We start from the raw sequence: 25492 nt of genomic DNA, 5'->3' as shown, positions 1-25492 counted from the left end.
AGTATCAGGAGATCCTGAATCAAGTTCAGGATGACGGTCAGAGTTTTGCAAAGCCTTCTTGTAATGGAATAGATACAAATACATTTTTAGAGTATTCATCTTTTTCAAAGAAGAGCCCTATGTTATCGTTTTCCAGAATCGTCATTGAAGAGTAAGCAGAACTTCCGGGATAGATTCTTAACCCATCTGTCCAGGTTTTACCCCTATCGAAACTGGTCCGAATGGTCATATTTTTTACGCTCTTTAGGGTGTTTAGAATTTGAAAACAGTAGTATCGATCCGATCATGTTCTGGAACAACGATTGTGCTGTGCATTCTGCGAATCACAATGTTGATATCCTGGTGTACTGTTCGCAGATCTGCCGCGATCTTCTACGCGTGTCATGAAGGGCCGTATATCAGTCGCCGATATCAGCTACAGCGGCTGATGAGAGCGGGAATCACGATAACAGCCGTGATTCTAAATCACCACTGTTAAGAAGATTTTTGAAATCAAGTTTTTTCCCTGATGATTGATTTTGTGCGGTAACACTCCCAAAGAAAATGGTTGAAAACAGAAGTTTAAAAACTGTTAGATAGATAAAATGTCTGAATGGCATATTTATTTCGAATCACTGAGTTGAGCGTTTAACACACTTGTCAATAGAATATACTTTCTATCAGTACTGTCCAAAACGTTTCAAGATGTACACATAACATCATATGAATGCATCTAAAGACAGATTTTTTGAATTTCAAAAAACCAATCTTCTCTGAGAACTTCCTGTTTGCCATGCTCCTTTAGAAGTACCTGGTTGGTATCCCTAACAAGTGATCGAAGCAAAATGCGTCCAGTAGGGTACGCTTGGCAGAAACTCAATATGCTTTATGAAATTGAAAAAACTCACAGGTGCACACCATGCGTTCCGAAGGAACGCAGCCACTAAAATGGGGCCATCCAACATAATACCCACCAAACCTTCCCAAAGGAAGGTGAAGCGTTTGCTTTAAATCCGGGCATGATAAAGTGGCATCTCATTATTTATGAAATGGATTGTTCACAAATTTGTTTTCAATTGTTTTGACGATTATCAACCAGTTATTTTAAATGGTTTGGACAGCACTGACTTTCTATATAGTGTCTCTAAGAAAATGTCAATCTCTGCGTTCCGCTTGCCCCAAAACTGCTCATGTACACGTAGTACACTGCGCTTTTTGGGACTGCGCGCGCCTTGATCTTGACGTTTTCTTAGGACACTATGAGTTTTCTTACAAACACTATAAAGCATTTCGTTTGAGGTGAGCACTATTAAAAAATAGAGTGATCAGGATGTTTCACGGTGATAATCTGATACGCTTCATTGCGCTTATCAAGAATATACTGATACTTTGCTGATGCAGCTCTGTCCTGGTAAATAGAAATAAGGGCGTTCACATATCCATTCGCTTGTCTCTCAATACTTTCCAGGTTGATACTGATGCCCCGTTTATGTAATTCTGATTTATGAACCACAGGCGCGGAAAATCCATACGTAACTTCTGAAGAGGAGATCGGTTCTACAGTTGGAATATGGTTTTTAAAGCCGTTTAAAATTTCAGGTGAGGGATCTGAACCGAACGTACCAATAAACAGGTAGTCAGGATTAACTTTTGGATGATAAGTGAGATAATCGACTAAACTGGAAAAGACCTCTGATTCTATTTGGTGACGCTCCTCAGTGCTCATTTCCCATCTCAGATTAAAAACATAGGCCGATCCTATAATTCCGACTAATGAAAAAGTAAGAATCAAGAAAATTTTGAGCTCTGATGTTTTTATACCACATGATTGTGGGTGAGTGTTGTTAACAATTACCCGTTATGTTCCAACTAACGAAAGATGAACTTGAAAACCAAGAGTAGTGAAAGATAGAAGCTAATTTGATTCATTTTCTTTAAGAGGGCTTTGCAAAACCGTGGTTATTGGTCAATCTGAACTCGATTCAGATTCTCCATTCGTCTTTATAGCCAGTATCTGGAGATCCTGAATCAAGTTCAGGATGACGGTCAAATTTTGCAAAGCCTTCTTTAGATAAAAGCACTATATCAGCGTCGCGAAATTACAGATTTAATTATAATATTGTTATAACAACTATAGAAAAGAAACCACACCTATTATGGAAACAAAAATCAGAAAAATCGGAAATAGTTTGGGAATTACTCTTACAAAACAATTGATTGATGAGCTTCATCTAAAAAATGGTGACACATTAACCATTAAGAAAAAGGGATCGAATTTAGAATTAATACCGGTGGACCGGGAGTTTAATGAGTGGGCAGAGGCGTATCGCGAGGCCAATACAGATTACAAAGATGTATTGAAAGAGCTGGCGAAATGATAAAATTTTTAGACAAAAAGATTATTCTGGCTTTTCATCAGGATCAGGTAAAAATTTATGGTGGTAAAGATGGGGTTCGGGATGAGGGATTACTGGAATCAGCATTTGCTCAGCCACAGGATAGTTTTGGTGGCGAAAATGTTCATAGCAGTATTTTTGAGATGGCTGCCGCCTACGGGTTCCATATTTGTAAGAATCATCCATTTTTTGACGGAAATAAGAGAACAGCTTTGGTAGCTATCTATACCTTTCTCTATGTAAATGGCTATCGTTTGCAGGCAGACAAAAAAAGCCTCTATGCCGTGATGATTGATTTAGCAAGTGGCAAACTTGAAAAAGAGGAGTTAGCGGATTTTCTGAAAAAAAATTCCAAAGAGAGGAAATAGCTTCGTTTAATCCTAAGTCGTTTAATTTCCGGGCCCTCTGGGTTGGAAAAGAATAAAATTCCCCTTAGAAGGGGGAAGGCGAGTGAAGTGAACAGGGGGATGATGTTCTAAATTTTGGATTGTGGCAATTCCAATCTGCGTTAATGCGCTTGATTATATGACGGCTATTATTTGCTATAGACGCTGTTTATACCGGTATAAGATTCGTTCACACTATTTTCAAGGTTTTTGTTATTGGGATTCCAGGTTTTAAGGTTTGATAGACCACGCAACTTTTTACTGCAGCACCAAATAAAGTTTTTAAAACCTTTTCTCCTGCATTGTCTGAACCTAATTCTACCTCCATATTCATTTTTTGAAATCCTACAGGAACAGAGTTATCAAACTTTAATGTTCCGCGAACATCAAGATTGGCTTCAACTGACACTTTTGTGTGCTCCAATTGGATTTCCAATCGATCTGCAATCATTCTCATGGTACTTTCCAGACAAACTGCCAATGCGGCACATAAAATGTCTCCGGGTGTTGAGTAATCGTGATCACCGCCTACAGCTCTATGGAGTCCCGTTTTGAGTGGCAATTTTAGCTCATCATTCATTAGAACTTTAGAATGAAATGGATCATCCAGGTTTTCACCTTCAACGACTGCTGAATCTACAATCAATGCTTTTTGTGGGTCATTATCATAGATCTCCTTTAGTTGATTATGCCTTTTTACGACTTCGGATGTTACATTTCGCAGTTTAAGTTTTTTAGCTAAATGCTTAGCGGTAAATTTAATGTCATCTTTTTCCATAAAATGTAATTTGATACTTATTATGATTATAAACTATATCTGAACATTTATTTAATTGGTAGGAGGCTTTGGAATACCCATCTGTCGGTTGTTTTTACCGGCTGATGGGTGTCCCTAAACCGTCAGCCCGCACATACAGCGTGCAGACGGGTAGTAATGCAATTCCCACTGGTACTACATTGGTATAACAGCCATGTGATTAAAGTTATCCTCACTTCGGTCATAAGTTTCTGCAAAGCCATTCTTATAAATCATATGGAAGACATGAAGAAAATCGCTCTCAAATCAAAGTAACTTACCGAATCACTCTGCTGTTTTGTTGACCGGTTGAAATGCTTCTTTTACCGTTCACCTAAAGGATAGGTAATAGAGGAGAGCTTGTCATGAGACGCAGGTCTCAAATTTAATTTTCTTTTTATGCAGAAAGTATTTTTTCTGGGACTTTTGTCCCACTTGAATGATATAAGAATTGTTCAATTTGTGGGCCAGCACCCATTTAGTATAACTTAGAGAAGGGCAATCTCGGCACTAAATCTTTGATTATTCCTTAGAAGGCAATAAGTAGTAAGAATAGGTAAAAATGAATAGGAGTCAGGTAACTATTCTTTACCCATACCCGCTTCCCGGGCCAGCACAATAGCCCGGCTGCGTGAATCAACCTGCAGCTTGCTGAAGATACGGGTGTTGTGATTGCGCACCGTCTTGGGACTGATAAAAAGCTTATCAGCAATTTCATCGTTACCCAACCCTTTTGCTATTAGATTGAGTACTTCGCATTCTCGCGGAGTAAGTTCGGGGAAAAGTTCCTGTGTATTATCGCCCTTTTTTTCGGTATCAGAAGCATCGATAAAACTTCGAACTTCGGCCAGAAAACGATCCCAAGCAGGCTCATCGGGTTGCATGATATGATTTTCACTCTCCAGCGGGACAAACCGGGCATCGGGTATCAGAGAGGCCAACTGCCGACCTGCTTCAAAAGGCACCACTTTATCGCCGGTTACATGAAAAATAAGCGTGGGTACTTCTACCTGTGTTGCCGAATCTTCGATATCGATATGGTGATAGGCTTCCCAAAGTTGAGCAGCCATGGTGGGTGTGGCTGTTTTGCGTTGCAGTTCAGCAAGCCATCTATGTTCCTTTTCTGAGGCTTCCGGCATTAGTAAATCAGCAAAAACTCTTCGAAACACATCCGTATCCTTTCGTCCCCATCCCGCTTCTATCATTTCGGTTAGTGCTTTCGCTTCTTTTTTCTGCTGCAAAGAAGCTCTTTCTGTGAGATTTCCCCGGCCATAACTATCAAAAAGAATGAGGTGACTAACCCGTTCGGGGTGTCGTACCGCATAAGAAAGTGCAATGGAGCCTCCCTGGCAAAAACCTAATAGCGGAAATTCATCAATGCCAGCATCATCTATGATCGCTTCCAGGTCCTGTACCCAGGCTTTCATAGATAACTCTTCAACCGAACGATCGGATAGGCCCGAACCACGCTGATCAAAGCGGATAAGAGTGTGATCTCTCGAAAACTCCTCGAACCAATGAGACCAGATCGGTCCTTTCCAATCGAGATCCAGATGGGTCAGCCAGTTAGCGACCCGGACCAAAGGAGGGCCGTTTCCCGAGGTTGCATAGGCTAAATTAATTCCGTCAGGAGCCGTGCAGAAATGAATAGCTTGTTTCATATCCTTTTCAACTGATTTTGCTTACTTAAATTAAGCTATAAAATGTCCCTCTCTATTTCTACTGTTGTTATTTAGAAGATTAGTAGAATCAATATAGCTTTAAACACCTCGATGTATAACTCGGCTCCGCAAATAACCGGCACCAGAATTGATTGAGTTGATAAAAGATAATTTCCTAAAACTACCACAGAATTTTAAAAAAACAAGGCGGTGTTTCGGTTGATTTGCTGTTCAAAGCAACCTCACGCACTGATTTTATGCGGATCCTGTCGGACATGCCACACGGTTTGGATATAGATCGTATTCTCCTCTTTACGTATCCGATCGGGTGCCGATAATTGCCGGATTTCAGTTCAAATGATGAGGGGATCAGACATTTACACTTACCTTTGATAATAAAGCTGAGCAGGCTCTTCAGGCCTGATTCCATTGTCACTTACGCTCAACGGAGACAAACAATGCCATTTATAAGATCTATCAAGCGCTACTTTTCAGCCAGGAGGCCGCTTCAGGATTACTATAAAGATCAACTGCAGACGTCTATTCCTTTTTACAGGTATCTGAGCACATCACAAAAAAGCAGGATTGAAACGCGAATGAGCGTGCTGCCAGGATGAGAAAATTTTTGAGGGGTGTGGCGGGTTAGACTGTCACCGATGAAATGAAGGGGTTATTACGGCATACGCGGGGTTGCTTATCATGGAGAAACCGTCTGACTACTACAGTGATCTGCGCGCCATCCTTGTTTATCCTGATGATTACGTAGCACCCGTGTATGAAATGTATGATGGGGGTGTGATCTCGGAAAGGGTCCGAACGGCGGCAGGGCGAGTCGTGGGATTCGGGCAGTATCGTACTTTCCTGGAAAGACATTCAGGATTCTACGCTGAACAGAGACAACGCACACAATTTGATTATTCATGAATTTGCGCATCAGCTGGATGATCAATACGGACTATCGGGCGGAATTACGTTTGAAGGCAAACCGCTTCAAACGGATGAATGGACACATGACCTTGCCAAAATCTATCGCGACCTGATGGATGCCGAGCGGTTTGGGCGAACCAATCACCCGCTGGATCTGTACGGTGCCACGAACCCGGCGGAATGCTTTGCAGTAGTGATGGAAGCTTTTATTGAATCTCCCCGAAAGCTTCAAACCGCATATGGGTCGGCCTACAGGCAGCTGGCCGACTTTTTTGGGTTTGATCCGGGGAGAATGTGGGATTTTTAAGTACAACAGTTGACCTGAAGAATTAATATTGAGATAACATAGACTCTTTCTAAAGATCCATATATTTGAGTTCACTATAATAGAAGGTGAATTTTACTAATGAGCAAGAAGATTAAAGTAAACCGTTCACTGCTCACATTATATGCAAGCTACTTATTGTGCTATGATAGTGGAAGAACAGATTGTTTCACTCTTATGTGCCATGTTCTATTATTTCTTGATCTTACTATTTAAGCGTTAACAATTCGTCACTAACTAATTATTCAAATCTCATTTTGATGAAATTAATAAAGCACATCTTAGTACTTACATTCGTTTCCCTTTTTCTCTATTCATGCGGAGGAAATGGAGATCAGGATCCATCACAACAAAGAGTAAATATTCTTGGGGCCGGGGCAACATTTCCTGCGCCACTTGTTACTGCAATGGCCGATGAGTATAGGAATCTTACAGATCAGAGGATAACTGTTAATTACCAGTCGATCGGGTCAGGCGGCGGAATCAGGCAGTTTATGGAACAAACGGTGATGTTTGGCATGAGCGAGGCGTTTCTTTCTGATGATGTAATCTCTGATATTGAAAGCAGTACCGGTGGCCGTGCGTTTAACATTCCGATTACTCTCGCCGATGTTGTGCCCACATACAATCTTCCAAGTGTTGAGGAGAAACTTATATTTAACGGCCAGGTGCTGGCAGATATCTATCTTGGAAATATTGAAAGATGGGACGATCCCGCTATTGTTGAACTGAATCCCGATGCAGATCTGCCGGACAGGGATATTACCGTTGTTCACCGTTCAGATGGATCGGGCACGACCAATGTGTGGACCAGTTATCTGACGCGTGTTTCAGACGAATGGAGAGAAGAGGTGGGCTTTGCTACAAGCGTGAATTGGCCTACAGGTATTGGCGGAAACGGGAACGAAGGAGTGGCAGGTGCAGTACAAAATACGCCGGGTGCACTGGGATATAACAGCCTGACCTACGCGATTCTCAGCGATATGTCGTTCGCGTCGGTAATTAACAGTTCAGGCAATGTTATTGAACCAAGCTATGAAGCAACAACTGCTGCAGCTGATATTGAACTGCCGGATGATACCCGAATCCTGTTTACCAACACACCTGCTGAATATGGATACCCTATAGCCGGATTTGCCTGGATGCTTATCTATGAAAATCTGGAGCAGAACAATGCAATCAGTAACCGAAGAGAAGCTGAAGAGCTTGTTAAATTTCTGGTTTGGAGTATTACGGACGGCCAGGATCTGGCAGAGCCACTTGGATTCGCAAGAATTCCGGATGCGGCGCTGGAGAAAAATATCCAGATGATCCGCCAAATAAAATGGGATGGAGAAAATATTGGAGAGGAGATTCTGCAGGAAGAAGGGCTGATCTGATCTGGTAAACATAAAAATTTTGAAATAGAAGGATGAAACATCTGCGTGGTAGTCATCAAATTGTTGAAGCAAAGAAAAATGGCCAATGGAAAAATTAGATTCTGAAAACGGCGTAAAATCAGATTTTTCTGTTCAGCCTCTAAAACGGATCTATCTTTGGCTGGGCGACAAAATTTTTACCACCATTGTTGTTGCGTTTAGGCATTACCATAATTCTCATAACGCTCGGGATGGCGCTTGTTCTCTTTTGGGAGGGGAGTTTAGCACTCAATGAATTCGGATTGTTTGGATTTATAGCTGAAACAACCTGGGATCCTGCCGTGCAGCTGGTATTTGGTGCATGGCCTTTCATAGTGGGAACTGTTGTTACCAGTGTTCTTGCTCTGGCAATATCGATATTTCCGGCGGTAGCGGTTGCTATTTTTTCCGCGGAATATGCGTCGGGTGGCTGTCAGAAATTATTGACAATCTGGTCCGGTTAATTGCCGCTATACCCAGTGTTGTTATTGGAATCTGGGGAATTTTTATCCTTGCACCCTGGCTGCGTGATACGATTTATGAACCCATCTATTTTTGGACGGAAACAAACTATCCCGACTATGTATCGATCCTTGGTAATCCGATGGGGTACGGGATGGCAACAGCCACCATCGTTTTGGCCCTGATGATACTTCCCTACACCACAGCTCTCGCAAAGGATGCCATCAAGGCGGTTCCAAAAGATCAGCGGGAAGCATCCTGGGCGCTTGGGTCTACGCGATGGGAAGTGATTCGAATGGCTGTGCTACCCTATGCCCGCGGGGGAATTATGGCCGGCGCTATTTTATCCCTTGGCCGGGCGATTGGTGAAACCATGGCCGTTGCGATGCTAATTGGAAATAAAAACACGCTGCCGTTTTCTATCTTTGGTGCAGGTGCCACAATGCCTTCTGTGATCGTAAATGAATTTCGTGAAGCAGTAGAAAGTCTTCACCTTTCGAGCCTGATGGCAATCGGGTTTGTACTCTTTCTGATTGCCCTGATCGTGAATTTAACGGCAGCCTACATTCAAAGAAGAATTTCTATTGGAGGAGGGCAGGTCGTATGAAAAGCCTGAAACGCAGGAAAATTCACGACAAACTCATGATAGGAGTACTCAGCTTTACAACTATTATTGTTCTGCTGCCGCTTCTCATCATTATTTTTCACGTTTTTATTGAAGGGTTTAGTGCACTGAGTTATGAGTTTTTTACAGAGGAGCTTGGATCCCCAGCCAGGGCAATTCAAAACACGCCCACAGGTTTAGTCCACACCATTATCGGTACTGTGGTAGTTGATACTCTCGCGTTAATAATCGCAGTTCCTGTAGGTATTGGAGCGGGTATGATGCTCAGTGAATATCCCGAGCACATGCTGAATCCTTCTCTTCGTCTGATGAATGATACCCTCAACGGAATGCCCGCCATTTTGAAGGGCCTGTTTGTATTTGTACTGATCGTAAAACCGATGGGCACATTTTCAGGTATAGCCGGAAGTGTAGCACTTGCCGTAGTGATGCTCCCAATTATTGCACGAACCACAGAAAGCGCCCTGCAGTCTATCCCGTGGACCATTCGGGAAGCAGGCCTTGCGCTGGGTCTGCCAAGATGGAGAGTGGTGATTTCAACCGTAATGCCGGCGGCAAAAGCCGGACTAATAACCGGGGTTTTGCTCGCATTTGCGCGCGCTGCCGGTGAAGCTGCTCCTCTCTTATTTACATCGTTCGGCAATAACTATCTTCCAAACAGCTGGCTTGGTTTTATATTCAGTCCAACGGATACACTCCCACAGCGTCTCTACAGCCTGGCAATTAGTCCGTACGAGCAGTGGCATGGTATGGGATGGGCGGCGGCAATTGTGCTGTTTGGTATTGTAATGATTACATTTATTATAGCTCGGTTTTTAGCAAAAGATAAATTCGGAAAAGTTAAATTATCATAGTTTAAACCTTGATGATTCGTGGGTGTGGACGTTATTCAATCCTGTCAGCTCGTTTGGACATGAGCATTTGGTGTCTGATAACGTACAACGGACCCGTCAGCCCGCAAAAACAGCGTGCAGACGGGTGTTTAGGAGCTTTAATACTAACAGAGTGGAATTACTAATTTACTATGAGTTTTAAATTAGAGACAAAGGATTTAACGGTAAAATATGGCGATGTTATCGGGGTTAAGGATATTTCGCTTGCCGCGGCACACCGGTCAGTTACGGCGCTGATTGGCCCTTCAGGGTGTGGTAACAACCTATCTGAGGGCGCTTAATCGCATGCATGATCTTACCCGCGAAGCGAAAGTTGAGGGGAAGGTATTGTTTGAAGGAAAAAATATCTACGATGAGGATGTGAACCCGGTGAATGTGAGGCGTAAGATTGGAATGGTTTTTCAAAAGCCTACCCCGTTTCCCACGATGTCGATCTATGATAATGTTGTGGCAGGCCTGAAACTTGTGGGCATCAAAGAGAAATCGCTGCTCAAAGAGGTTTGTGAAAAAGCACTGAGGCAGGCGGCTCTTTTTGAGGAGGTAAAAGACCGCCTGAATACGGCAGCGGTAAGCCTGTCGGGTGGCCAGCAGCAGCGTCTGTCTATTGCACGGGCGCTTGCGGTTGAACCGGAGATTTTGCTGATGGATGAGCCGACCAGCTCACTGGATCCGCAGGCAACAATGAAGATTGAAGAGTTGATTCAGACATTAAAGAAAGAAGTAACGATGATTGTGATTACTCATAATATGCAGCAAGCTGCACGGATTTCCGATAAAACAGCTTTCTTCTATGAAGGAGAACTGATTGAGGTAGGTGATACAAAAAAAATATTTACAAGTCCTGACAAGCAACAGACAGAAGATTATATTACCGGTAAGTTTGGATAGTTTGTATCTTTAGAGAACGCGTTTACCAGTTGGATTAAAATTTCGAAAAACAGTCCCCCTTCTCCCAAAGGGATCACTTTGTGGGAAGGGTGAAAGCGAACGGAGTGAGCAGGGGGATGACCAGATGAGTATTGATTTTATCCAAATTTTTAATAAATGGCTTAAATCAAGTACTTATCATCCCCCATTGCCCTCCGCCGGCTGGCGGAGGGACACTCTTCAAAACAACCTCAACCAGTAAAAGCGTTTAGAGAGTAATAATCAATTAAAATAAGAAAATAATGACGACATTAATCCAGGAAAGCCTTAAAGATCTCCAGGGAAAACTTAATGAAATGGCCGAAATGGTGGTTGACTCCATCAATGGGTCCATTGAATCTCTTGTAGAAAAAGATGTAGAGAGAGCTAAACAGATCAAGAAAGAGGATAAAAAAATCAATAACATTCGATGGGATATCGAGGAAGACTGCATACATCTGATTGCCACACAGCAGCCTGTTGCGTCCGATTTACGTGAGCTGATTGCTCTGCTCAATATAATCACTGAGCTTGAACGTATCGGGGATTATGCAGCGGGCATCTCAAAACTTACCATTCTAATTGGCGATGAGAAACATGTGAAATCGCTCATTGATATCCCGAGAATGAAGGAAATTGCTGTGGATATGATTGAAAACTCCATGAAAGCGTATATCAACCGTGATGCCAAATCTGCACGAATGATCCACAGCCAGGACGATGATATCGATGATCTTTACCAGCAGGTTTACAGAGAGCTGATCTCGTATATGATCGAAAAGCCCTCTAACATCACACAGTGTACATATCTTGTTTGGGTTGCCCATAATATTGAGAGAATGGGAGACCGGGTAACCAATATCTGCGAACGAATCATCTATCATGCAACCGGAGAGCGGGCGGATGATTTGTAATGAAAATTGTATTTAGAAATCGATTGAGCATATAATCCTCAATCGCTTAAATTCAGCCCCCAATTGTAGTCATCGTCCGGTTCTTCTGATTGGACAGATTGAACATTCCGGCGTGTTTGGCCTTTTTGTGATAGAGGGCTTCCCTAATGATGGGTTTCAGGTCTTCGCCGTCTCGTAAGGGTTGCAGAAGATTAGTCTCGTCACGGGAAAACAGGCAGTTTTTGATGGAGCCGTTGGCAAGCAGCCGAATTCGATTGCAGCTTCCACAAAACTGTTCACTCATTGAGCTGATGACCCCGATTTGCCCCTTGAATCCGTCGATGGAGTAGTGCTTTGTGGTGTCATGTGGAGCATCTTCATCACGAATTAAAGTGTATCGCTCCGAAAGGCGATCCCTGATTTCATCTGCCGATACCATCTTATCGTTGTTCCAGCGGTTGCCGTCAAACGGCATAAATTCGATGTAGCGGATAATGATCGGAAGGTCTTTTGCAAGTACCGCAAAATCCGCGATCTCTTCCTCATTCATTCCGCGCATCACTACCATGTTTATTTTGGTATTGAATCCGCGCTCCACAAGGGTATAAATGTTTTCAAGCACATGTTCGAAACCCGAACGCCGGGTGATCAGGTTGAATTTATCGGCGTCCAGCGTGTCCAGGCTGACATTCACATTTCTCAGGCCGCATGATTCAAACACATCAATAAACCGGTTCACGATCAAACCGTTGGTTGTGATGGCAAGCTCAACCGGCCGCTTGCCCAGTTCGTGAAGAATGTGATCGGCATCCTTGCGTACAAGCGGCTCTCCGCCGGTAAGGCGTATTCTATCGACTCCAATTCAATAAACGTATCAATTATTTGCAGAAGCTCTTCGTAGCTGCAGATATGTGATTTTGGAGACAGATCAATTCCCTCTTCCGGCATGCAGTAGGTGCAGCGAAAATTACACCTTTCCGTTAATGAAAGCTCTCAGATAGTTGTGAACGCGTCCGTGTTTGTCTTTTAACATTTGTTAATTGGACTTCAAAAATTTAAAGATTTCTACGATATCGTGAAATTAAAGTCCTCACGTATGGTAAATATGATTTTTTCTCCACTGGCCGGGGTACTGGTCTTGAACAAAGACAAAGTCACTGGTTTTGTGCCGAAGGCATTCCTTTGGAGCAAAAACTTCCTTTTTTTTGTTTAGCCTGTAATTGTTTTAAGAGAACTTTAGCTCTAAGATACTCACCTTTTGTCGGTAATTAATTATTATAATAAGAAAAATATGGACCGTATTAGTAGTGGGATCATTACTTTTTCCGGCCGGGCCAGCAAGGGAATCTATGAAGACAAGTCAGGACCGGGCACTAAAAATAATTTTCAAATTGACTAAGCTACGAAATCGAATGGATTTACCAAGCAATCCCCGACGAGTATGAAAAACTTGTGGATGAAATGAAAAGAATAAGTGATGTGAATAGTTGTGCTGTAATCTGTAAAGCAAGAGAGACCGAAGCAATGTGCGAAAAGAAGCTGCCGGGGTTTGGTGAACAGACACGGAAAATATCGATGCAGTATAATCCACAGCCACTTTGAGATAAAATTTTGACCCATCGGGAAGCCTTTGGCTCGGGTTTATAGTTGAAATGATCATCTCTCTATTGGCTGACTTTAATTTCATCTCCGGAATGAATCATCCCGTCCTGAATAATTTGAGCACGTAAACCGGCTTTGTGAACCAATGGTTTCATGATCTTTTTCCCGGTCAGTTTTTCCAGGTGGCGGCAGGGTTCACACAATTCAATCCCTTTGGCAGTAACTTCTCCAACCGTAAAAACCCTGCCCACCAGATCATTTAAACGGATATTTTTCAGTCACCAGATTTCTTCTGAGATCGCCCGGTTGAATGATGCCAAACTCCCCTGATTGATTAAGCTCATCAACCGATTCCCCTTCGACCAGCGTACATTCATTCTCAGGTTTACGTTCTTCAACAGGCAGTTTTATCTGTTTGTGATAATTTCGATCGCCTTTTAAGCCAACACCGGCAACGGCTTCAATCGACTCAACCTCCGAAATTTCTCCCTCCGGTTCAGGTGTAATATATATACCTGTAACTGTTCCATTTAAATTCATGTATTATAATACCATATTAAACACATAACCGGAAAAAATAATAAAGAGAGTAACGGTACCGAAAAAGATGGCAATTAATTTAAAAGTCATCACTTTTTTCAATAGTGTGCCTTCCGGCAGAGATAAGCCAACTGTTGCCATCATAAACGCCAGGGCGGTTCCGAGCGGTATCCCTTTTGTTACGAAGACTTCAATAACCGGTACGATTGCTGCTGCGTTAGCGTACATAGGAACAGCGAGGATTACCGCAGCCGGCACAGTCCACCATCCGCCATTGCCCAAATAGGTGGCAAAAAAGTTTTCAGGAACATATCCGTGCATGGCAGCACCAATACCAATTCCAATTATGATGTAAACCAAAACACCGCTGACAATTTCCCACGCTTCTCGCGATATTCCGGGCAGACGATCCCGAAACGATGGATCCTCTGCCTCATGATATTCTGTATTTGACTGGTTGGAGTTCGCAATGATTTTTTTGGCCCAGTCAGAAAGCAGGGGTTCTAAATTGAACTTTCCTAAAAACCATCCGCCAAACGTACCCAGCAAAATTCCCGACCCCGCGTATATCAGTGTGGTTTTTACGCCAAACATGCCGATGAACATCGCAATTGCGATCTCATTTACAAGCGGTGAGGTTATCAAAAACGCGAACGTTACGCCCAGCGGTATCCCACCCTGCACAAAACCGATAAACAGAGGTACGGACGAACAGGAGCAAAAAGGTGTGACCGCTCCAAAAAGTGCTGAGATAAAGTACTCCAAACCATATAGCTTTTTCCGGTGCAGAAACGACCGAAGCCGTTCAACCGGAAAATAGGCGTTTACGATTCCCATCAGGAAAACGATGATAAAAAGCAGAATGAGTATCTTTATGGTATCGTATACAAAAAAGTTCAGGGCTGTTCCAAGCTGTGAATCCGGACTTAATTGTATCGTGGAAAAGATGAGCCAGTCTGCAAATGATTGAATCCATTCAAACATAGTATGAACCTGCTTCTAATTTTTTAATTTGATGACGTACTGCAGCAAGAATTGCCCATGCTGCCATCAAGAATAAACTTGGGATCGCCAACAGTTGGAAAACCCTTTGAAACCCAGCGATCCAGACCAAATTTCATGTTTGCCACGAGGTTGTTGTCGAACCCATTGTGAATGAGAAAATTAACAGCTCTCAGGCTTCTTTCTCCTATTCGACACACAACCACTACCTGCTCATTTTTTGGAATATCGTTATAGCGATTTTCAAACTCAGATAGTGGAATGTGCATGATTTTTGGCGCATCAAACGCCAGTTGTTCAACTTCATCCTGTTCACGTACATCAACCAGTAATGCGCCGTCTTTAATCCACGTTTGAGTCGTTCCGGGACATATTTCTTTTATTTGATCTTGTGTCCATTGTGCTTCTCTTGATTTATTTACTGTTCCAATAATTTTTTGATTTCACTTACCTGGGCCACTCGTCCCTTAATGTGAATTGTGTCGTCAATGAGCAGCACAGGAGTTGTTAATACGTTGTATTTTAACATCTCTTCCATGTCTTCTACTTTCTCCACATCCGCCTGAATACCTGTGTTCTCTAAGGCTGTCAACACATTTTGATAGGTGGTTTTACATTTCGGGCAACCGGGGCCAAGAATTTTTATTTTTTTCATGTCTGTTTAACTATGTTTGTGATTTTTAATTTCATCGTAAATATACGAACAATTACCCATTTATCGTAATTTTGCGATTAATAGCTTGATTGTTTTTATCTATTCAGCGATCATCAGGGAAGTTTTGGGCTGAGAAATATTTATTTGAGCTGAAACCACATTAGCTCAAGCTTTCACAAAATGGAGAAAGGTCTGCTGCGAATGACAAGGCTTCATTATTCCATTTTGATAAATTAGCGCATATGGGGCTGCTGCCCCTGTGAAGCCAGCGGCTTGACTGATATAAGCCCTGAATGGGCGGCGAATGCCTGCCAACTTCGACCATAGGGCGATGCCTGATGTTATGCTTAAGCCCTTTTCAGGGCTTTTTTGCTTGTTGCTTGTCTCTGCTCAATTATCAAATGTTTATAGAACTGCTTAACATTACTTTGACTGTGAAACATATTAGTTCCTTTTTGGAAGCAGCCTCAAAGTTGTTTAAATCCGTGATTGGTTACGACCACCAAACTCACGCTTTAAAACGCATACTGTGCAAGCATTTTAATGCCTGCGATCAGCAAGACGATGGAGAGCAAATATTGGATGTAATACGCCTTCACCGATTTTACGCCAAAACGGGAACCGATAAAACCGCCAACCACGACAGGGATGACGAAGTAGAGAGCCAGAGGCCACTGTATCTGTGTTGAAACCGCATGGCCAATGATTCCGCTGGTTGAATTGACAAGAATAAAAAGTGCGCTTACAGCCGCAATATTTTTCAATTTTCCCCAGCCAAGGAAGAGCATAAACGGAGTTAGAAAAATACCGCCGCCCACACCAATCAGTCCCGAAGTAAATCCGATAACCAAACCTGAGAGTAGCGCGACAGGAATATAAACCGGTTTGTTTTGCTCTATTTCTTCTTTTTTCAAGGTTCTCAAGAAGACGATTCCCGCCATTAATAAAAGAACCATACCGACAATCGTGAAAAACAGATTGGCACCTACAGTAACATATCCGCCTAAAAAAGCAGCGGGGATTGACGTCACTGCAAACGGCCAAAATAGGGACCACTCAAAATGTCCGCGGCTGCCGTAGTTATAAAGCGCGATGGATGATACCAGGATATTGAGGATCAACACCACGGGAACCAGTTCCGGAGAAAAGTAACCGGTGAGCGTAAGTACAGCTATGTAACCCGAAGCGCCGCCATGGCCGACAGATCCATAAATAAAGGCAATCAATAAAAACAGCAGTAGCAGGTAAAGTGGAAACTCCATTATATTCTGAATTCAGACTGCTGGTATACTATTCGGTATCCGTTTCCTCTTCAATTATATCATTCACCCAGGTCATGGCCGCCATCATGCTGGGCATTCCAAGAGTTGGAAGAAGCAAAAGTACCACTTGGTGAATCTCTTCTTTTGTGCAGCCTGCATCCAGGGCCTTGCGCGTATGAGAGTGAACAGCTCCCTCTTTTTGAGCTCCGCAAGACATTGCCAGTTTCACAAGCTCTCTTGTTTTCTGATCGATGGGTCCGGCGTTGTGAACGGCATGGCCCAACTGGGCATAGGCCTGGCCTACTTCGGGGTATTCCACTGTAAAATCGATGAAGGGCTGTGGGATATCTGACATAGTTGTTTGAATTTGATGGAATAAAGGGATTTATTTTAATCTAACATATTTCTAAAAGGAATTAAAAATTAACCGTATGGATATACAATAACCCACTTTATTGCCGCCATCATGAAGGGCATTCTCATTATTATATTTCGTATCTGCTCCAAACTTACTACCGGATTGTTTTTGCTGTTATCCTGAATTTATCCAATCAACAGCAACCAAAGATAAAGCCCAAGCAATGTAAAAAACAGTGTGGGAATGGTGAGTATGATTCCGACTTTAAAGTAATATCCCCAGGTGATTTTCACTCCTTTTGTTGATAATACGTGCAGCCACAGCAGGGTTGCCAGCGAACCGATTGGGGTGATTTTTGGCCCCAGGTCAGAACCGATCACATTCGCATAGATCAGCGCTTCCCTCATCAATCCTTCCGTTGATGTGGCCTGGATAGCCAGCGCATCAATCATTACCGTAGGCATGTTATTCATCACAGAAGAGAGAACTGCTGCCAAAAAGCCCATCAGCATCGTGCCTGCAAAAAGTCCCTGGTCGGCGCCTGACTGAATCACATCAGCGAGCAGGTCGGTCAGACCCACGTTTTGCAATCCGTACACTACAACGTACATCCCGATGGAAAAAACGACAATGGCCCACGGCGCATTTCGCAACACTTTTCGTGTGTCAACCGCCTTGCTGTTCATTCCCATCAGCGAGAAGAAAATGGCGATGGTTCCCGCCACAAACGAAACCGGAATATGCACAAATTCGGCTGCAAAATAGCCGATCAGCAGAATGCTCAAGATCACCCACGACATCTTAAACATTTTGTGATCACGAATGGCTGATTCGGGTGGTTTCACATCATCAAGAGAATAGCTTTTCGGGATATCTTTTCGATATACCAGGTACAAAACCAGCAAGCTGGCCAGTACCGCGAAGAAGTTCGGGACAATCATCCGGCTGGCATATTCCACGAACCCGATCCCAAAGAAGTCGGCCGAAACGATATTTACAAGGTTACTTACAATCAGGGGGCTGGATGCTGTATCCGCAATAAAACCGCTGGCCATGATAAATGGCAGAATCATTCTCTCTTTAAATTTCAGCGCCCGCACCATAGCCAGTACAATAGGTGTGAGGATTAGGGCGGCACCGTCATTGGCAAAAAACGCGGCCACAATGGATCCGAGAAGCGTTATGAAGATAAACATCTTGAGTCCGCTACCGTTGGCGAATCGCGCCATATGCAGGGCCGACCATTCGAAGAACCCAATCTCATCCAGTATAAGCGAGATGATGATAATGGCCACGAACGTAAGTGTGGCATTCCACACAATTTCAGTTACCGTAATTACATCCTGGAAACTGACAACCCCGGCTATCAGTGCAAGTACGGCTCCGATGGTGGCCGACCATCCAATGTTTAAGCCTTTCGGCTGCCAAATAACAAGAACAAGTGTAAAGAGAAAAATAAGTGAGGCAATAATCGCTAATGACATAATTTTGTATGTACGTCTTTTTTTTAGAGATAGTTTGTTTTAAATACTGAGAATGAGTGATTCTTTCATGAACCATCTTCATTTGTCCTGTCGGCCGGAACCGTTAAAACCGGGATTTTGGTTTTTCGAATCACCTGCAGGCTGACTCCACCGAGAAACAAGTCGCTCACATAGCCGCGTCCCTGACTTCCCATAATAATCATGTTTGCATCTATTTCATCAGCGATATCCAGGATCTGTTTTACCGGTGAGCCATATTTTATAATCGTATTAACAGATGTCTGCGTAGCACTCTCAAGATCGGTTTTTAGTTTCGCCAAATGAGCAGAATCTTCTTCATCAAATTCCCGGAGTCTGTCAGGATCATCCACCCCCGGCCTGCCGCTCGCTTGTACATGTAAAAGAGTGATCTGTTTTGTGTCTTTCCGGGAAAATGATTTAACCACATCGAACGCCCGTAGCGAAGTTGACGAAAAGTCAATGGGCAGCAGAATGTGTTGCAAAGAATCCCGGCATGATTTCACGCAGTATAGTTTCCGTTCTTCAAGTGCCGACTCTTCTGACACGGAGAGGTTAATCAGGTACACCGGCAGCGGACACCGCTGTAAGAGTTCGGTGGCTGTACTGCCCAGCAGAAATTCTCTGAATTTATTATATCCCCTGTTACCGATGATGATGTAATCGGCACCTGCTTTTTTTGCCGCTTCCATTATTTGAACGGGTGAATAGGCATTGATGCCAATATCCACTTTTGCTTCAACCTCAAAATCGTGAGGTTCCAGCTTTTCTTTGTATTTCTCCAGCTTTTTCTTGTAGGACTCTTCATCTGCTGACCCTATTCCACCCGGGTAGGGAATGCTTACAGATGTATAGAGCGTAAATTTTTGGGTACCGTATTTTTTAAAATGAGCCAGGCAATCTGTGATGATGTCGCTGGCCTCAGATTGGTCGAGTGCTACAAGTGCATGATCGAAATTCAAACTCATATCGTTTTCTCTTTTTGATTGGTATTGCTCAACATTCTTTCCAGCACACGATCTTCCGGAATCCATGGAATCGCATAGAGACGTTCTGCGTGCTCCTTATCCATTTTTTCCAAAAGTGGAATTTCGGCCGCAGCTCTTTGCTTTAAGAGCGGGTCATTTACAACCGTGGCCGACATACTTTGATTAGCCACCCATGCGTAAGGCTCAATGCCGGATCTTCTGAGATCATCCTGAAGTTTTGCAGCTTCCGTAATCGGTGTCGTCTCAGGCAATGATACAATAATCAGTTTCGCATAGTCCGGATCCTGAAGATACATGTACGGGGTTTTCAGTTTATCCGCATCCATATGGGTATTTCGCAGCACCTCTTTGTGATAGCTTCCGGTGGTGTCGAGCAGCAGCAGGGTGTGTCCGGTTGGGCGCTGTATCTACAACCACGAACTTCCGTTTCGCCTGATGAATGGCTTTAGAAAACGCCTGAAATACTGCAACTTCTTCCGTACATGGCGACTCCAGATCTTCCCGAAGCAGCTTCAGCTCGTCGTCTGTTTTGTTTTTTCCTTTCTGCTTCAGCACTTTTTCGATATAGGCCTGCTTTTCGGCGTGCGGATCAATCCGGTCGACTTCCAGATTTTCAGGCAGCTTCAGATCACCAATGTGATCCATCAGGTGTGCAGCCGGATCGGTTGTAGTGAGATGAACCGGATAGCCTTTTTGAGCGAGCCGAAGCGCGATGGCTGCTGCAATTGTCGTTTTACCGACACCACCTTTCCCCATCGTCATTACCAGGCCGTGATCTTTATCGTCGATGATGTCTTCCACCATCTGTTCAAGGCCGGGAAAATCACTCTCGTGATCTTCTGTCAAAATAGATCCGCTGTTATTTTTAATCTCTTCTTTATCAAGCGGTTCAAACACTTTTCTCAATTTCTCGATACCAAGCAGGTTGTAAGGACGAAGCGGAAATACCATCTGTTTCATCTCTTTGAGGCGTTCCGGCATATTTTCCAGTATCTCATCAGCCATCGCCTTCATTTTTTGGGCAAACGGATCCGATTCATCCACCGGTTCAAAATAGCCGTTGATGAGAAGCAGCTGACTCGCCAATCCCATCTCCTTCAGCTCTTGTCCTGATCGATCCGCTTCACGAAGTGCTGAAGCGTCGGGTCGGGTTACCAGATAAATGGTTGTAGCATCCTTATCTTTAAGCCTGTCCACCACTTTTTGATAGCGCTCCTGGCTGGTTTTCAACGCCGATGACGGGCCGATACACGATGCTCCATCAGGATTCGATTCAATAAATTCACTCCAGGCAGCCGGCAGTTCCAGCAGGCGCAAGGTGTGTCCGGTTGGAGCCGTATCAAAGATAATCACATCATAGGGCTGATTCTCTCCATCTCCTGCAACATATCGGGCAAATTCGTCAAATGCCGCGATCTCCGTTGTGCATGCTCCGGAAAGCTCCTCTCTGATCTTGTTGATTTCCTCTTCGGGAAGAATTCCCTCCATGGGGGATGTAACCCGGTTTCGGTACTCCTCAGCCGACATCTCAGGATCGATATTCACCGCGTGCAGATTTTCTACTCCGTTAATCGGCGTGACCTTTCTCGGTCACATTGGTTTCGAGAACTTCTTTTAAATTTGAGGCGGGATCTGTGCTGATCAGCAGTACCGTTTTGCCTTCATCGGCCAGTTTGACTGCTGTTGCACTTGCAAGCGAAGTTTTACCAACGCCTCCTTTACCTGTGAAAAAGATATATGGTGTGATTTGTGGTAAGTTCTTCATGATATTGGTGTAAAAGTTTTGAAATTTCTTTGCGGCAGTAATTCCCCTCTTGAGAGGGAAAGGCTGATGAAAACGCGTAGCGTATTCAGTCAGCGAGGGGTGTGTTTCAAAGCGTTGATAAAAGTCTAATGCTTATTCATAGCTTCCAATCCCGCGAACACACCCTGATTACAGAACTGATGCTGCGCACGTTCTGATTCTGCCCTCAGAGGGATGATCCATCAACCTGAGCATCCACGGGACCTGACAGCGTTGAGATCTGTAAAACTCTCGACGCTGTCAGGACTTTCGCTCCGCTCCAGACGCTGACAGGTCTTATTTCATTAACAACATCCGCTTCCAGGAGCACAGCCATTAGCAGGAGCTGCGTGGGTACTCCCAACAAGTTTGTTTGCATAGTTCAATAATGTTGCTGAAACAGGAACCTGTTGTGCATTTTAATCCGGTTTGCATATGCTTTAGCCATCTGTTCTTGTCAATCCCAGCTTCTTTTGACCTCTTTAAAAGTGAGATTTTAGACAAGTCTCACAACCGGCTGCAACGGATGCACCTAATCGCAACAAGAATATCTACCTTTTCACTGTAGTCAAACTCTTTACTTATGTGATTCCATCGTTTTGTTCATTTGAAGCTTCATTTAACATTTCTAAGTCCGGCCCATTTTAAGTAGAGTAGTTCGATCCGGATACCCACCTTCCGACATCATCTCGCCGTTCATTAAAATGAATTGGGAAGCACTTCAGTGCCACCTTTCTGAAGTCTTGTTAAAACCGGCGGATTGGCTTTAAAGGCTTCCGGCTCCTGCCCTAAATTATAGCGTTTTACTTCTACGCCTTTTGATTTTAGCCATTTAACATCATTTGCAAAATCTGCAAGTGAATCGTCCACGTCAGGTCCGCACACTCCGGTGCTGCAACACATGGCAGGATCGTATACTTCAATTAATGTCTTGGTCTCGGTCTGATTACTCATTTTTAATTGGTCTTATTATTTAAGGGGTCGTTTTATTCAATCGTAAAATTACGATGATAATTTAGACATCCAACCTTATTTCTTTTTTTGGTTTTGCAGTCTCATGAAATGAAGACGAGGTTGAAAAAAATCCTTATATTAATGTATGATATTGATTATCAAGCTGATTGAAGTCGTTTTAATAATTTCGATCAGTACTTTTAATAATTAAAGACGATCATTATGCCTTTTTATGATACAGTGTACAGAATGTGATGAGATTATCGAGTTTCGATCTTCTTTGAAAAAAGCAGGAGATGGTTCATCACTTAATGTGAAAACTGCGGATCTAAGAGTTCACCCAGGTTTTCAGCGGAATTCGCTAACCGGTTCAAAGGGAAATCATCAACTCTGCCCACGGGAGGTTGCTGTTCCGGTGGTATGTGAATATTTGAAGGTACCGGATCCTGAAACAAGAGTATCTCAATAATTTTGTGTGTTCTCCTTTTCAAAATATGACTGAAAGAATTTTTTCATAGCTCAAATTCGACGCTGTCAGGACTTTCGCTGTGCTACAGACGCTGACAGGTCTGTTTATTCGCCATACTTTTTTGCAAGTGCAACCTGTCCCGCATGATAGGCGGTATGTGTTGTTATTCTGCCAAGAGCTTCCGCACGGGTAACTGTGCCAAACTCGGCCGTGGTGACCTCGCCATCCCAATCCTCGATATCTTTAATAGCAGCTCCCAGTTCATCTCCCGCTCTTTCTATGAGCTCCAGCAGAGGTTCAAGCTCATCAAACTGTCCGTGGTCTTTGGCAATGGAGCCGATGGTTTGAGCTTTTAATTTCAGCTCTCGTCCGAAGACATTCTTGGCAAATAACAATTCCACTTCCGCGATGTGGCGCATCAGCCAGCCCACGCTGTTGCTATCGCTGTGAACTCGTTTCAGTAAGTCCTCTTTTTTCATGCTTTCCAGCTGATTGGTTAAACGGGTTCGTCCCATCTTCCACATGTCGTAAAATAGTTGATTGTTCATAATCTTTTAATTTTTAGTTTCTATTCTTGTTGGGTCTATCTTGTTTTTTGTGAACTCTTCTGCAGCCTGCTTGGCGGTTGTCAAAACCGGGCACCAAACATTCGGGATATCTACATCCTGTTCTCCTTTCGCCATTTTCTCCCAGCCCGATCTCATTTTTCTCAAATTCAACAGAGAAGCAACAAACATGATCATCATTCCGCTCATCACCATTATAAAGCTGAAGACAAGTTCCATGCTATATGTGGAGAAGAATTGAAGTTCAAATCCGCCGTACTTCATCACTAGATAGAGGCTCCAAAGCAGGAGACTTAAGATGGTCATCGAGATAAATACCGCTGAGTAAGCGTTAAGGTTTTTTGTCGAAAAAGGTTTGATATTACTCATAGGACTGTTTTTATTGATCTTTGAAAGTTTTAATGAAGGTATTACGCCCTGGTGTGTAATCAGTGTAGTTTTATTCCGTATGTTCTTTGGTTTCAAATTCAGCTTCTTAAATTTATTTGATAAAACGAGTGCACCTTTTTCCGCATGTTTCAATAAAAATCAACCTCCATTACGGAGCATGTCAGCGAACGGATTGGGGAGCGGACTCTCTTCAACTGCTTTTGCTGCTTTTTCAACATCATATTCCACACGAATAAATTCAACGTTTAGTCCATTGGAGCGGGACAAATCCAGGTCATCTTCCCACTCCAGCGTCACATAACAGGCACGCGGATCGCCATCCTTCGGTTTTCCCACGGATCCGATATTAATCGCATGGCGAAAGTTCCCATCGCTGTCTTCCAATCTTTTGTAATAAGGTTTGTGGGTGTGGCCAAACGCCATGATATGCGCGTTTGCTTTCTCCATCATTCGGATCATGCTTTTATCGGGTCGGTCTTCGAAAAGATATTCATTAATTTTTCTGGGGCTTCCATGTACAAGCAGCAGATGACAGGGATCCGTATTCACCCCAAACTCAACTCTGAGATGTGCGGGAAGTGACCGTAAATACTTTCGATTCTCTTCAGAGATAATCTTATTGGTGTAGGTGATGGATTCAACACCCCTGGCTTCATCTTCTTCATTTTTGTAAGCGCAGCCGCAGTCATCACTTTTCAATCCGACACCCTGGTCATAATTTCCTGCAATGACCGGAATTCCTTTTTCTCTGATCGTTTCAATCACTTCATTTGGATAGGGCGCATATCCAACAAGATCCCCAAGGCAATACACAGCATCAGGTTTACGGTTATAGATATCATTAAGTACTGGTTTAAGGGCATCAATATTTGCATGTATATCACTAAAAAGGGCGATTTTCATAAGTCAGCAGCAGGTTTTTACAAGTTTAGAAGATAGTTCTGATAATAAGTTATCGAGTTCACTGACTCCATCCGGATTCAGGCAGTAGCAGGTGCGAACACCATCTACAGTCCCAGAAATTAAACCGGCGTCTTTCAGAGCTTTCAAGTGTTGTGATACAGTAGATTGCGCAAGTGGAAGTACATCAGCTAAATCACCACAAAAACAAGAATTTTGCTCCATCAAAATTTTTATGATCTCAATCCTTGCAGGGTGGCCCAGGGCTTTGGCTATTGCCGCAGATCGTTCAGTTTTGAGATCGTCCAATTTTATCTTTTTGGCTCGTATCATAGTTATTTATTGATGATGAAAAACTTTTTCTGACAGTATCCGATATTCAGAATACAACAAAATATCAGTTTCTTTCGATTGGTACAGTTCGCCTCTCAGTGAAATATTTATTGATGGATTTCGTAGCCAGTTCTACTTTACATCGAATTGTGTACATGGCAGTACCTCATAATTTTAAAAATCAATACATTTGTTGGATGTCGTCTACATTTAAATAATACTTATTTAATATTTATGGTTAGCCGGTTAGGGAAAGATACCTGACCGACTGATTTTAGAACTGGTGAATGACTTATGCCAGATCCAGTTTGCCTTCATACCGTTCCAGTTTCACCCATGTATCGTAAAATACCGCGCTGCCGCCAGCAATATCACTAAAGGCTGTGTTTTTAAGATGCGGGTCTACCGCCATCACGGCATTGGCATGGATACCACGGCCCCGGCGTTCATCGCCTTTAATCACATCGCCATCAACTACGGTATCTCTGGCGCCATTTCCCCACTGGCCAAAGCCAAGTGAAAAAGTAATGGTTCCGGGCCG

At 43.3% G+C, this 25492-nt stretch carries 36 protein-coding genes; 12 read left to right on the top strand and 24 right to left on the bottom strand.

Features of this window, described 5'->3' with window-relative positions; translation table 11 throughout:
- Positions 1-37: 37 nt before the first annotated feature.
- Both U5K72_15395 and U5K72_15390 read right to left on the bottom strand, forming a co-directional pair.
- On the bottom strand, positions 38-229 hold the full coding sequence (locus U5K72_15395) for a sialidase family protein (protein ID MDZ7720199.1): 192 nt from the start codon (positions 227-229) through the stop codon (positions 38-40).
- Positions 230-1288: 1059 nt separating this feature from the next.
- Entirely contained in the window at positions 1289-1705 is a 417-nt protein-coding gene (locus tag U5K72_15390; GenBank protein MDZ7720198.1) for a hypothetical protein, read from the bottom strand.
- A 430-nt stretch (positions 1706-2135) separates the two neighbouring features.
- Between U5K72_15390 and U5K72_15385 the strand changes: the two genes are divergently transcribed.
- Together U5K72_15385 and U5K72_15380 are read left to right on the top strand one after the other, a co-directional pair.
- The gene (locus U5K72_15385) at positions 2136-2357 is read left to right on the top strand and encodes a hypothetical protein (protein ID MDZ7720197.1); all 222 of its coding nucleotides are present in this window, start codon (positions 2136-2138) and stop codon (positions 2355-2357) included.
- On the top strand, positions 2354-2743 hold the full coding sequence (locus tag U5K72_15380; GenBank protein ID MDZ7720196.1) for a type II toxin-antitoxin system death-on-curing family toxin: 390 nt from the start codon (positions 2354-2356) through the stop codon (positions 2741-2743). The genes U5K72_15385 and U5K72_15380 overlap by 4 nt, the downstream gene beginning before the upstream one ends.
- Positions 2744-2951: 208 nt before the next feature.
- Here the strand turns inward: U5K72_15380 and U5K72_15375 are convergent, their stop codons facing one another.
- On the bottom strand, positions 2952-3539 hold the full coding sequence (locus tag U5K72_15375) for an OsmC family protein (protein ID MDZ7720195.1): 588 nt from the start codon (positions 3537-3539) through the stop codon (positions 2952-2954).
- Between the two features lie 599 nt (positions 3540-4138).
- A complete protein-coding gene (locus tag U5K72_15370) occupies positions 4139-5218 on the bottom strand; it encodes an alpha/beta fold hydrolase (GenBank protein ID MDZ7720194.1) in 1080 nt (359 codons plus the stop codon).
- A 672-nt stretch (positions 5219-5890) separates the two neighbouring features.
- Here U5K72_15370 and U5K72_15365 point away from each other — a divergent pair.
- From U5K72_15365 to phoU, 9 genes are all read left to right on the top strand, one after another.
- Positions 5891-6142 (top strand): zinc-dependent peptidase, encoded by a 252-nt coding sequence (locus U5K72_15365; protein MDZ7720193.1) that lies wholly within the window; start codon positions 5891-5893, stop codon positions 6140-6142.
- Positions 6069-6452: a zinc-dependent peptidase gene (locus U5K72_15360; GenBank protein MDZ7720192.1), complete on the top strand. Its 384-nt coding sequence runs from the start codon at positions 6069-6071 to the stop codon at positions 6450-6452. The genes U5K72_15365 and U5K72_15360 overlap by 74 nt, the downstream gene beginning before the upstream one ends.
- Before the next feature lie 278 nt (positions 6453-6730).
- Positions 6731-7849: a phosphate ABC transporter substrate-binding protein PstS gene (pstS, locus tag U5K72_15355; protein ID MDZ7720191.1), complete on the top strand. Its 1119-nt coding sequence runs from the start codon at positions 6731-6733 to the stop codon at positions 7847-7849.
- 85 nt (positions 7850-7934) lie between these two features.
- Entirely contained in the window at positions 7935-8123 is a 189-nt protein-coding gene (locus tag U5K72_15350) for a hypothetical protein (GenBank protein ID MDZ7720190.1), read from the top strand.
- Positions 8124-8189: 66 nt separating this feature from the next.
- Positions 8190-8936 carry a phosphate ABC transporter permease subunit PstC gene (gene pstC, locus U5K72_15345; GenBank protein ID MDZ7720189.1) on the top strand — a complete coding sequence of 249 codons (747 nt, stop codon included), beginning with the start codon at positions 8190-8192 and terminating at the stop codon, positions 8934-8936.
- Positions 8933-9808 (top strand): phosphate ABC transporter permease PstA, encoded by an 876-nt coding sequence (gene pstA, locus U5K72_15340; protein ID MDZ7720188.1) that lies wholly within the window; start codon positions 8933-8935, stop codon positions 9806-9808. Before pstC ends, pstA begins: the two co-directional genes overlap by 4 nt.
- A gap of 170 nt (positions 9809-9978) precedes the next feature.
- The gene (locus U5K72_15335) at positions 9979-10128 is read left to right on the top strand and encodes a hypothetical protein (protein MDZ7720187.1); all 150 of its coding nucleotides are present in this window, start codon (positions 9979-9981) and stop codon (positions 10126-10128) included.
- Between the two features lie 4 nt (positions 10129-10132).
- The gene (locus tag U5K72_15330; protein MDZ7720186.1) at positions 10133-10735 is read left to right on the top strand and encodes a phosphate ABC transporter ATP-binding protein; all 603 of its coding nucleotides are present in this window, start codon (positions 10133-10135) and stop codon (positions 10733-10735) included.
- 281 nt (positions 10736-11016) lie between these two features.
- Complete coding sequence (gene phoU, locus U5K72_15325) at positions 11017-11667, top strand: phosphate signaling complex protein PhoU (GenBank protein MDZ7720185.1); 651 nt, start codon at positions 11017-11019, stop codon at positions 11665-11667.
- 52 nt (positions 11668-11719) lie between these two features.
- On the opposite strand, the gene U5K72_15320 is transcribed toward phoU, so the two are convergent.
- Together U5K72_15320 and U5K72_15315 are read right to left on the bottom strand one after the other, a co-directional pair.
- Positions 11720-12445 (bottom strand): radical SAM protein, encoded by a 726-nt coding sequence (locus tag U5K72_15320; protein ID MDZ7720184.1) that lies wholly within the window; start codon positions 12443-12445, stop codon positions 11720-11722.
- Positions 12388-12594 (bottom strand): hypothetical protein, encoded by a 207-nt coding sequence (locus U5K72_15315; GenBank protein ID MDZ7720183.1) that lies wholly within the window; start codon positions 12592-12594, stop codon positions 12388-12390. The genes U5K72_15320 and U5K72_15315 overlap by 58 nt, the downstream gene beginning before the upstream one ends.
- A gap of 513 nt (positions 12595-13107) precedes the next feature.
- On the opposite strand from U5K72_15315, the gene U5K72_15310 reads away from it, so the two are divergent.
- Positions 13108-13248, top strand: coding sequence for a hypothetical protein (locus tag U5K72_15310; GenBank protein ID MDZ7720182.1), 141 nt, complete (start codon positions 13108-13110; stop codon positions 13246-13248).
- 62 nt (positions 13249-13310) lie between these two features.
- Here U5K72_15310 and U5K72_15305 read toward each other — a convergent pair whose 3' ends face one another.
- The 18 genes from U5K72_15305 to U5K72_15220 form a co-directional block, all read right to left on the bottom strand.
- A complete protein-coding gene (locus U5K72_15305) occupies positions 13311-13499 on the bottom strand; it encodes a hypothetical protein (GenBank protein MDZ7720181.1) in 189 nt (62 codons plus the stop codon).
- Between the two features lie 4 nt (positions 13500-13503).
- Positions 13504-13788 carry a hypothetical protein gene (locus U5K72_15300; protein MDZ7720180.1) on the bottom strand — a complete coding sequence of 95 codons (285 nt, stop codon included), beginning with the start codon at positions 13786-13788 and terminating at the stop codon, positions 13504-13506.
- Between the two features lie 3 nt (positions 13789-13791).
- Entirely contained in the window at positions 13792-14772 is a 981-nt protein-coding gene (locus U5K72_15295) for a permease (protein MDZ7720179.1), read from the bottom strand.
- A 23-nt stretch (positions 14773-14795) separates the two neighbouring features.
- On the bottom strand, positions 14796-15119 hold the full coding sequence (locus tag U5K72_15290) for a rhodanese-like domain-containing protein (protein MDZ7720178.1): 324 nt from the start codon (positions 15117-15119) through the stop codon (positions 14796-14798).
- 89 nt (positions 15120-15208) lie between these two features.
- Complete coding sequence (locus U5K72_15285) at positions 15209-15445, bottom strand: thioredoxin family protein (protein ID MDZ7720177.1); 237 nt, start codon at positions 15443-15445, stop codon at positions 15209-15211.
- A gap of 515 nt (positions 15446-15960) precedes the next feature.
- Entirely contained in the window at positions 15961-16707 is a 747-nt protein-coding gene (locus tag U5K72_15280; protein MDZ7720176.1) for a sulfite exporter TauE/SafE family protein, read from the bottom strand.
- 28 nt (positions 16708-16735) lie between these two features.
- Positions 16736-17062 carry a carboxymuconolactone decarboxylase family protein gene (locus U5K72_15275; GenBank protein ID MDZ7720175.1) on the bottom strand — a complete coding sequence of 109 codons (327 nt, stop codon included), beginning with the start codon at positions 17060-17062 and terminating at the stop codon, positions 16736-16738.
- A 188-nt stretch (positions 17063-17250) separates the two neighbouring features.
- A complete protein-coding gene (locus U5K72_15270; GenBank protein ID MDZ7720174.1) occupies positions 17251-18549 on the bottom strand; it encodes an arsenic transporter in 1299 nt (432 codons plus the stop codon).
- Positions 18550-18614: 65 nt separating this feature from the next.
- The gene (locus U5K72_15265) at positions 18615-19535 is read right to left on the bottom strand and encodes a universal stress protein (protein ID MDZ7720173.1); all 921 of its coding nucleotides are present in this window, start codon (positions 19533-19535) and stop codon (positions 18615-18617) included.
- Positions 19532-19882, bottom strand: a complete 351-nt coding sequence (locus U5K72_15260; GenBank protein ID MDZ7720172.1) for an ArsA-related P-loop ATPase — start codon at positions 19880-19882, stop codon at positions 19532-19534. Before U5K72_15260 ends, U5K72_15265 begins: the two co-directional genes overlap by 4 nt.
- On the bottom strand, positions 19869-21101 hold the full coding sequence (locus U5K72_15255) for a TRC40/GET3/ArsA family transport-energizing ATPase (protein ID MDZ7720171.1): 1233 nt from the start codon (positions 21099-21101) through the stop codon (positions 19869-19871). The genes U5K72_15260 and U5K72_15255 overlap by 14 nt, the downstream gene beginning before the upstream one ends.
- Positions 21102-21123: 22 nt before the next feature.
- The gene (locus tag U5K72_15250; GenBank protein ID MDZ7720170.1) at positions 21124-21321 is read right to left on the bottom strand and encodes an ArsA-related P-loop ATPase; all 198 of its coding nucleotides are present in this window, start codon (positions 21319-21321) and stop codon (positions 21124-21126) included.
- A 717-nt stretch (positions 21322-22038) separates the two neighbouring features.
- Positions 22039-22293: an arsenite efflux transporter metallochaperone ArsD gene (gene arsD, locus U5K72_15245; protein ID MDZ7720169.1), complete on the bottom strand. Its 255-nt coding sequence runs from the start codon at positions 22291-22293 to the stop codon at positions 22039-22041.
- A 573-nt stretch (positions 22294-22866) separates the two neighbouring features.
- Positions 22867-23310, bottom strand: a complete 444-nt coding sequence (locus U5K72_15240) for a DinB family protein (protein MDZ7720168.1) — start codon at positions 23308-23310, stop codon at positions 22867-22869.
- 6 nt (positions 23311-23316) lie between these two features.
- Entirely contained in the window at positions 23317-23697 is a 381-nt protein-coding gene (locus U5K72_15235; GenBank protein ID MDZ7720167.1) for a hypothetical protein, read from the bottom strand.
- A 159-nt stretch (positions 23698-23856) separates the two neighbouring features.
- Positions 23857-24621, bottom strand: coding sequence for a metallophosphoesterase family protein (locus U5K72_15230; GenBank protein ID MDZ7720166.1), 765 nt, complete (start codon positions 24619-24621; stop codon positions 23857-23859).
- 3 nt (positions 24622-24624) lie between these two features.
- Entirely contained in the window at positions 24625-24951 is a 327-nt protein-coding gene (locus U5K72_15225; GenBank protein MDZ7720165.1) for a metalloregulator ArsR/SmtB family transcription factor, read from the bottom strand.
- A gap of 292 nt (positions 24952-25243) precedes the next feature.
- The coding region (locus U5K72_15220) for a hypothetical protein (protein MDZ7720164.1) at positions 25244-25492 on the bottom strand (249 nt) is incomplete at its 5' end.

It is taken from the genome of Balneolaceae bacterium, assembly GCA_034521495.1.
Taxonomy (GTDB): Bacteria; Bacteroidota; Rhodothermia; order Balneolales; family Balneolaceae; genus Rhodohalobacter.
This window is presented reverse-complemented; position numbering and strand designations above follow the sequence as displayed.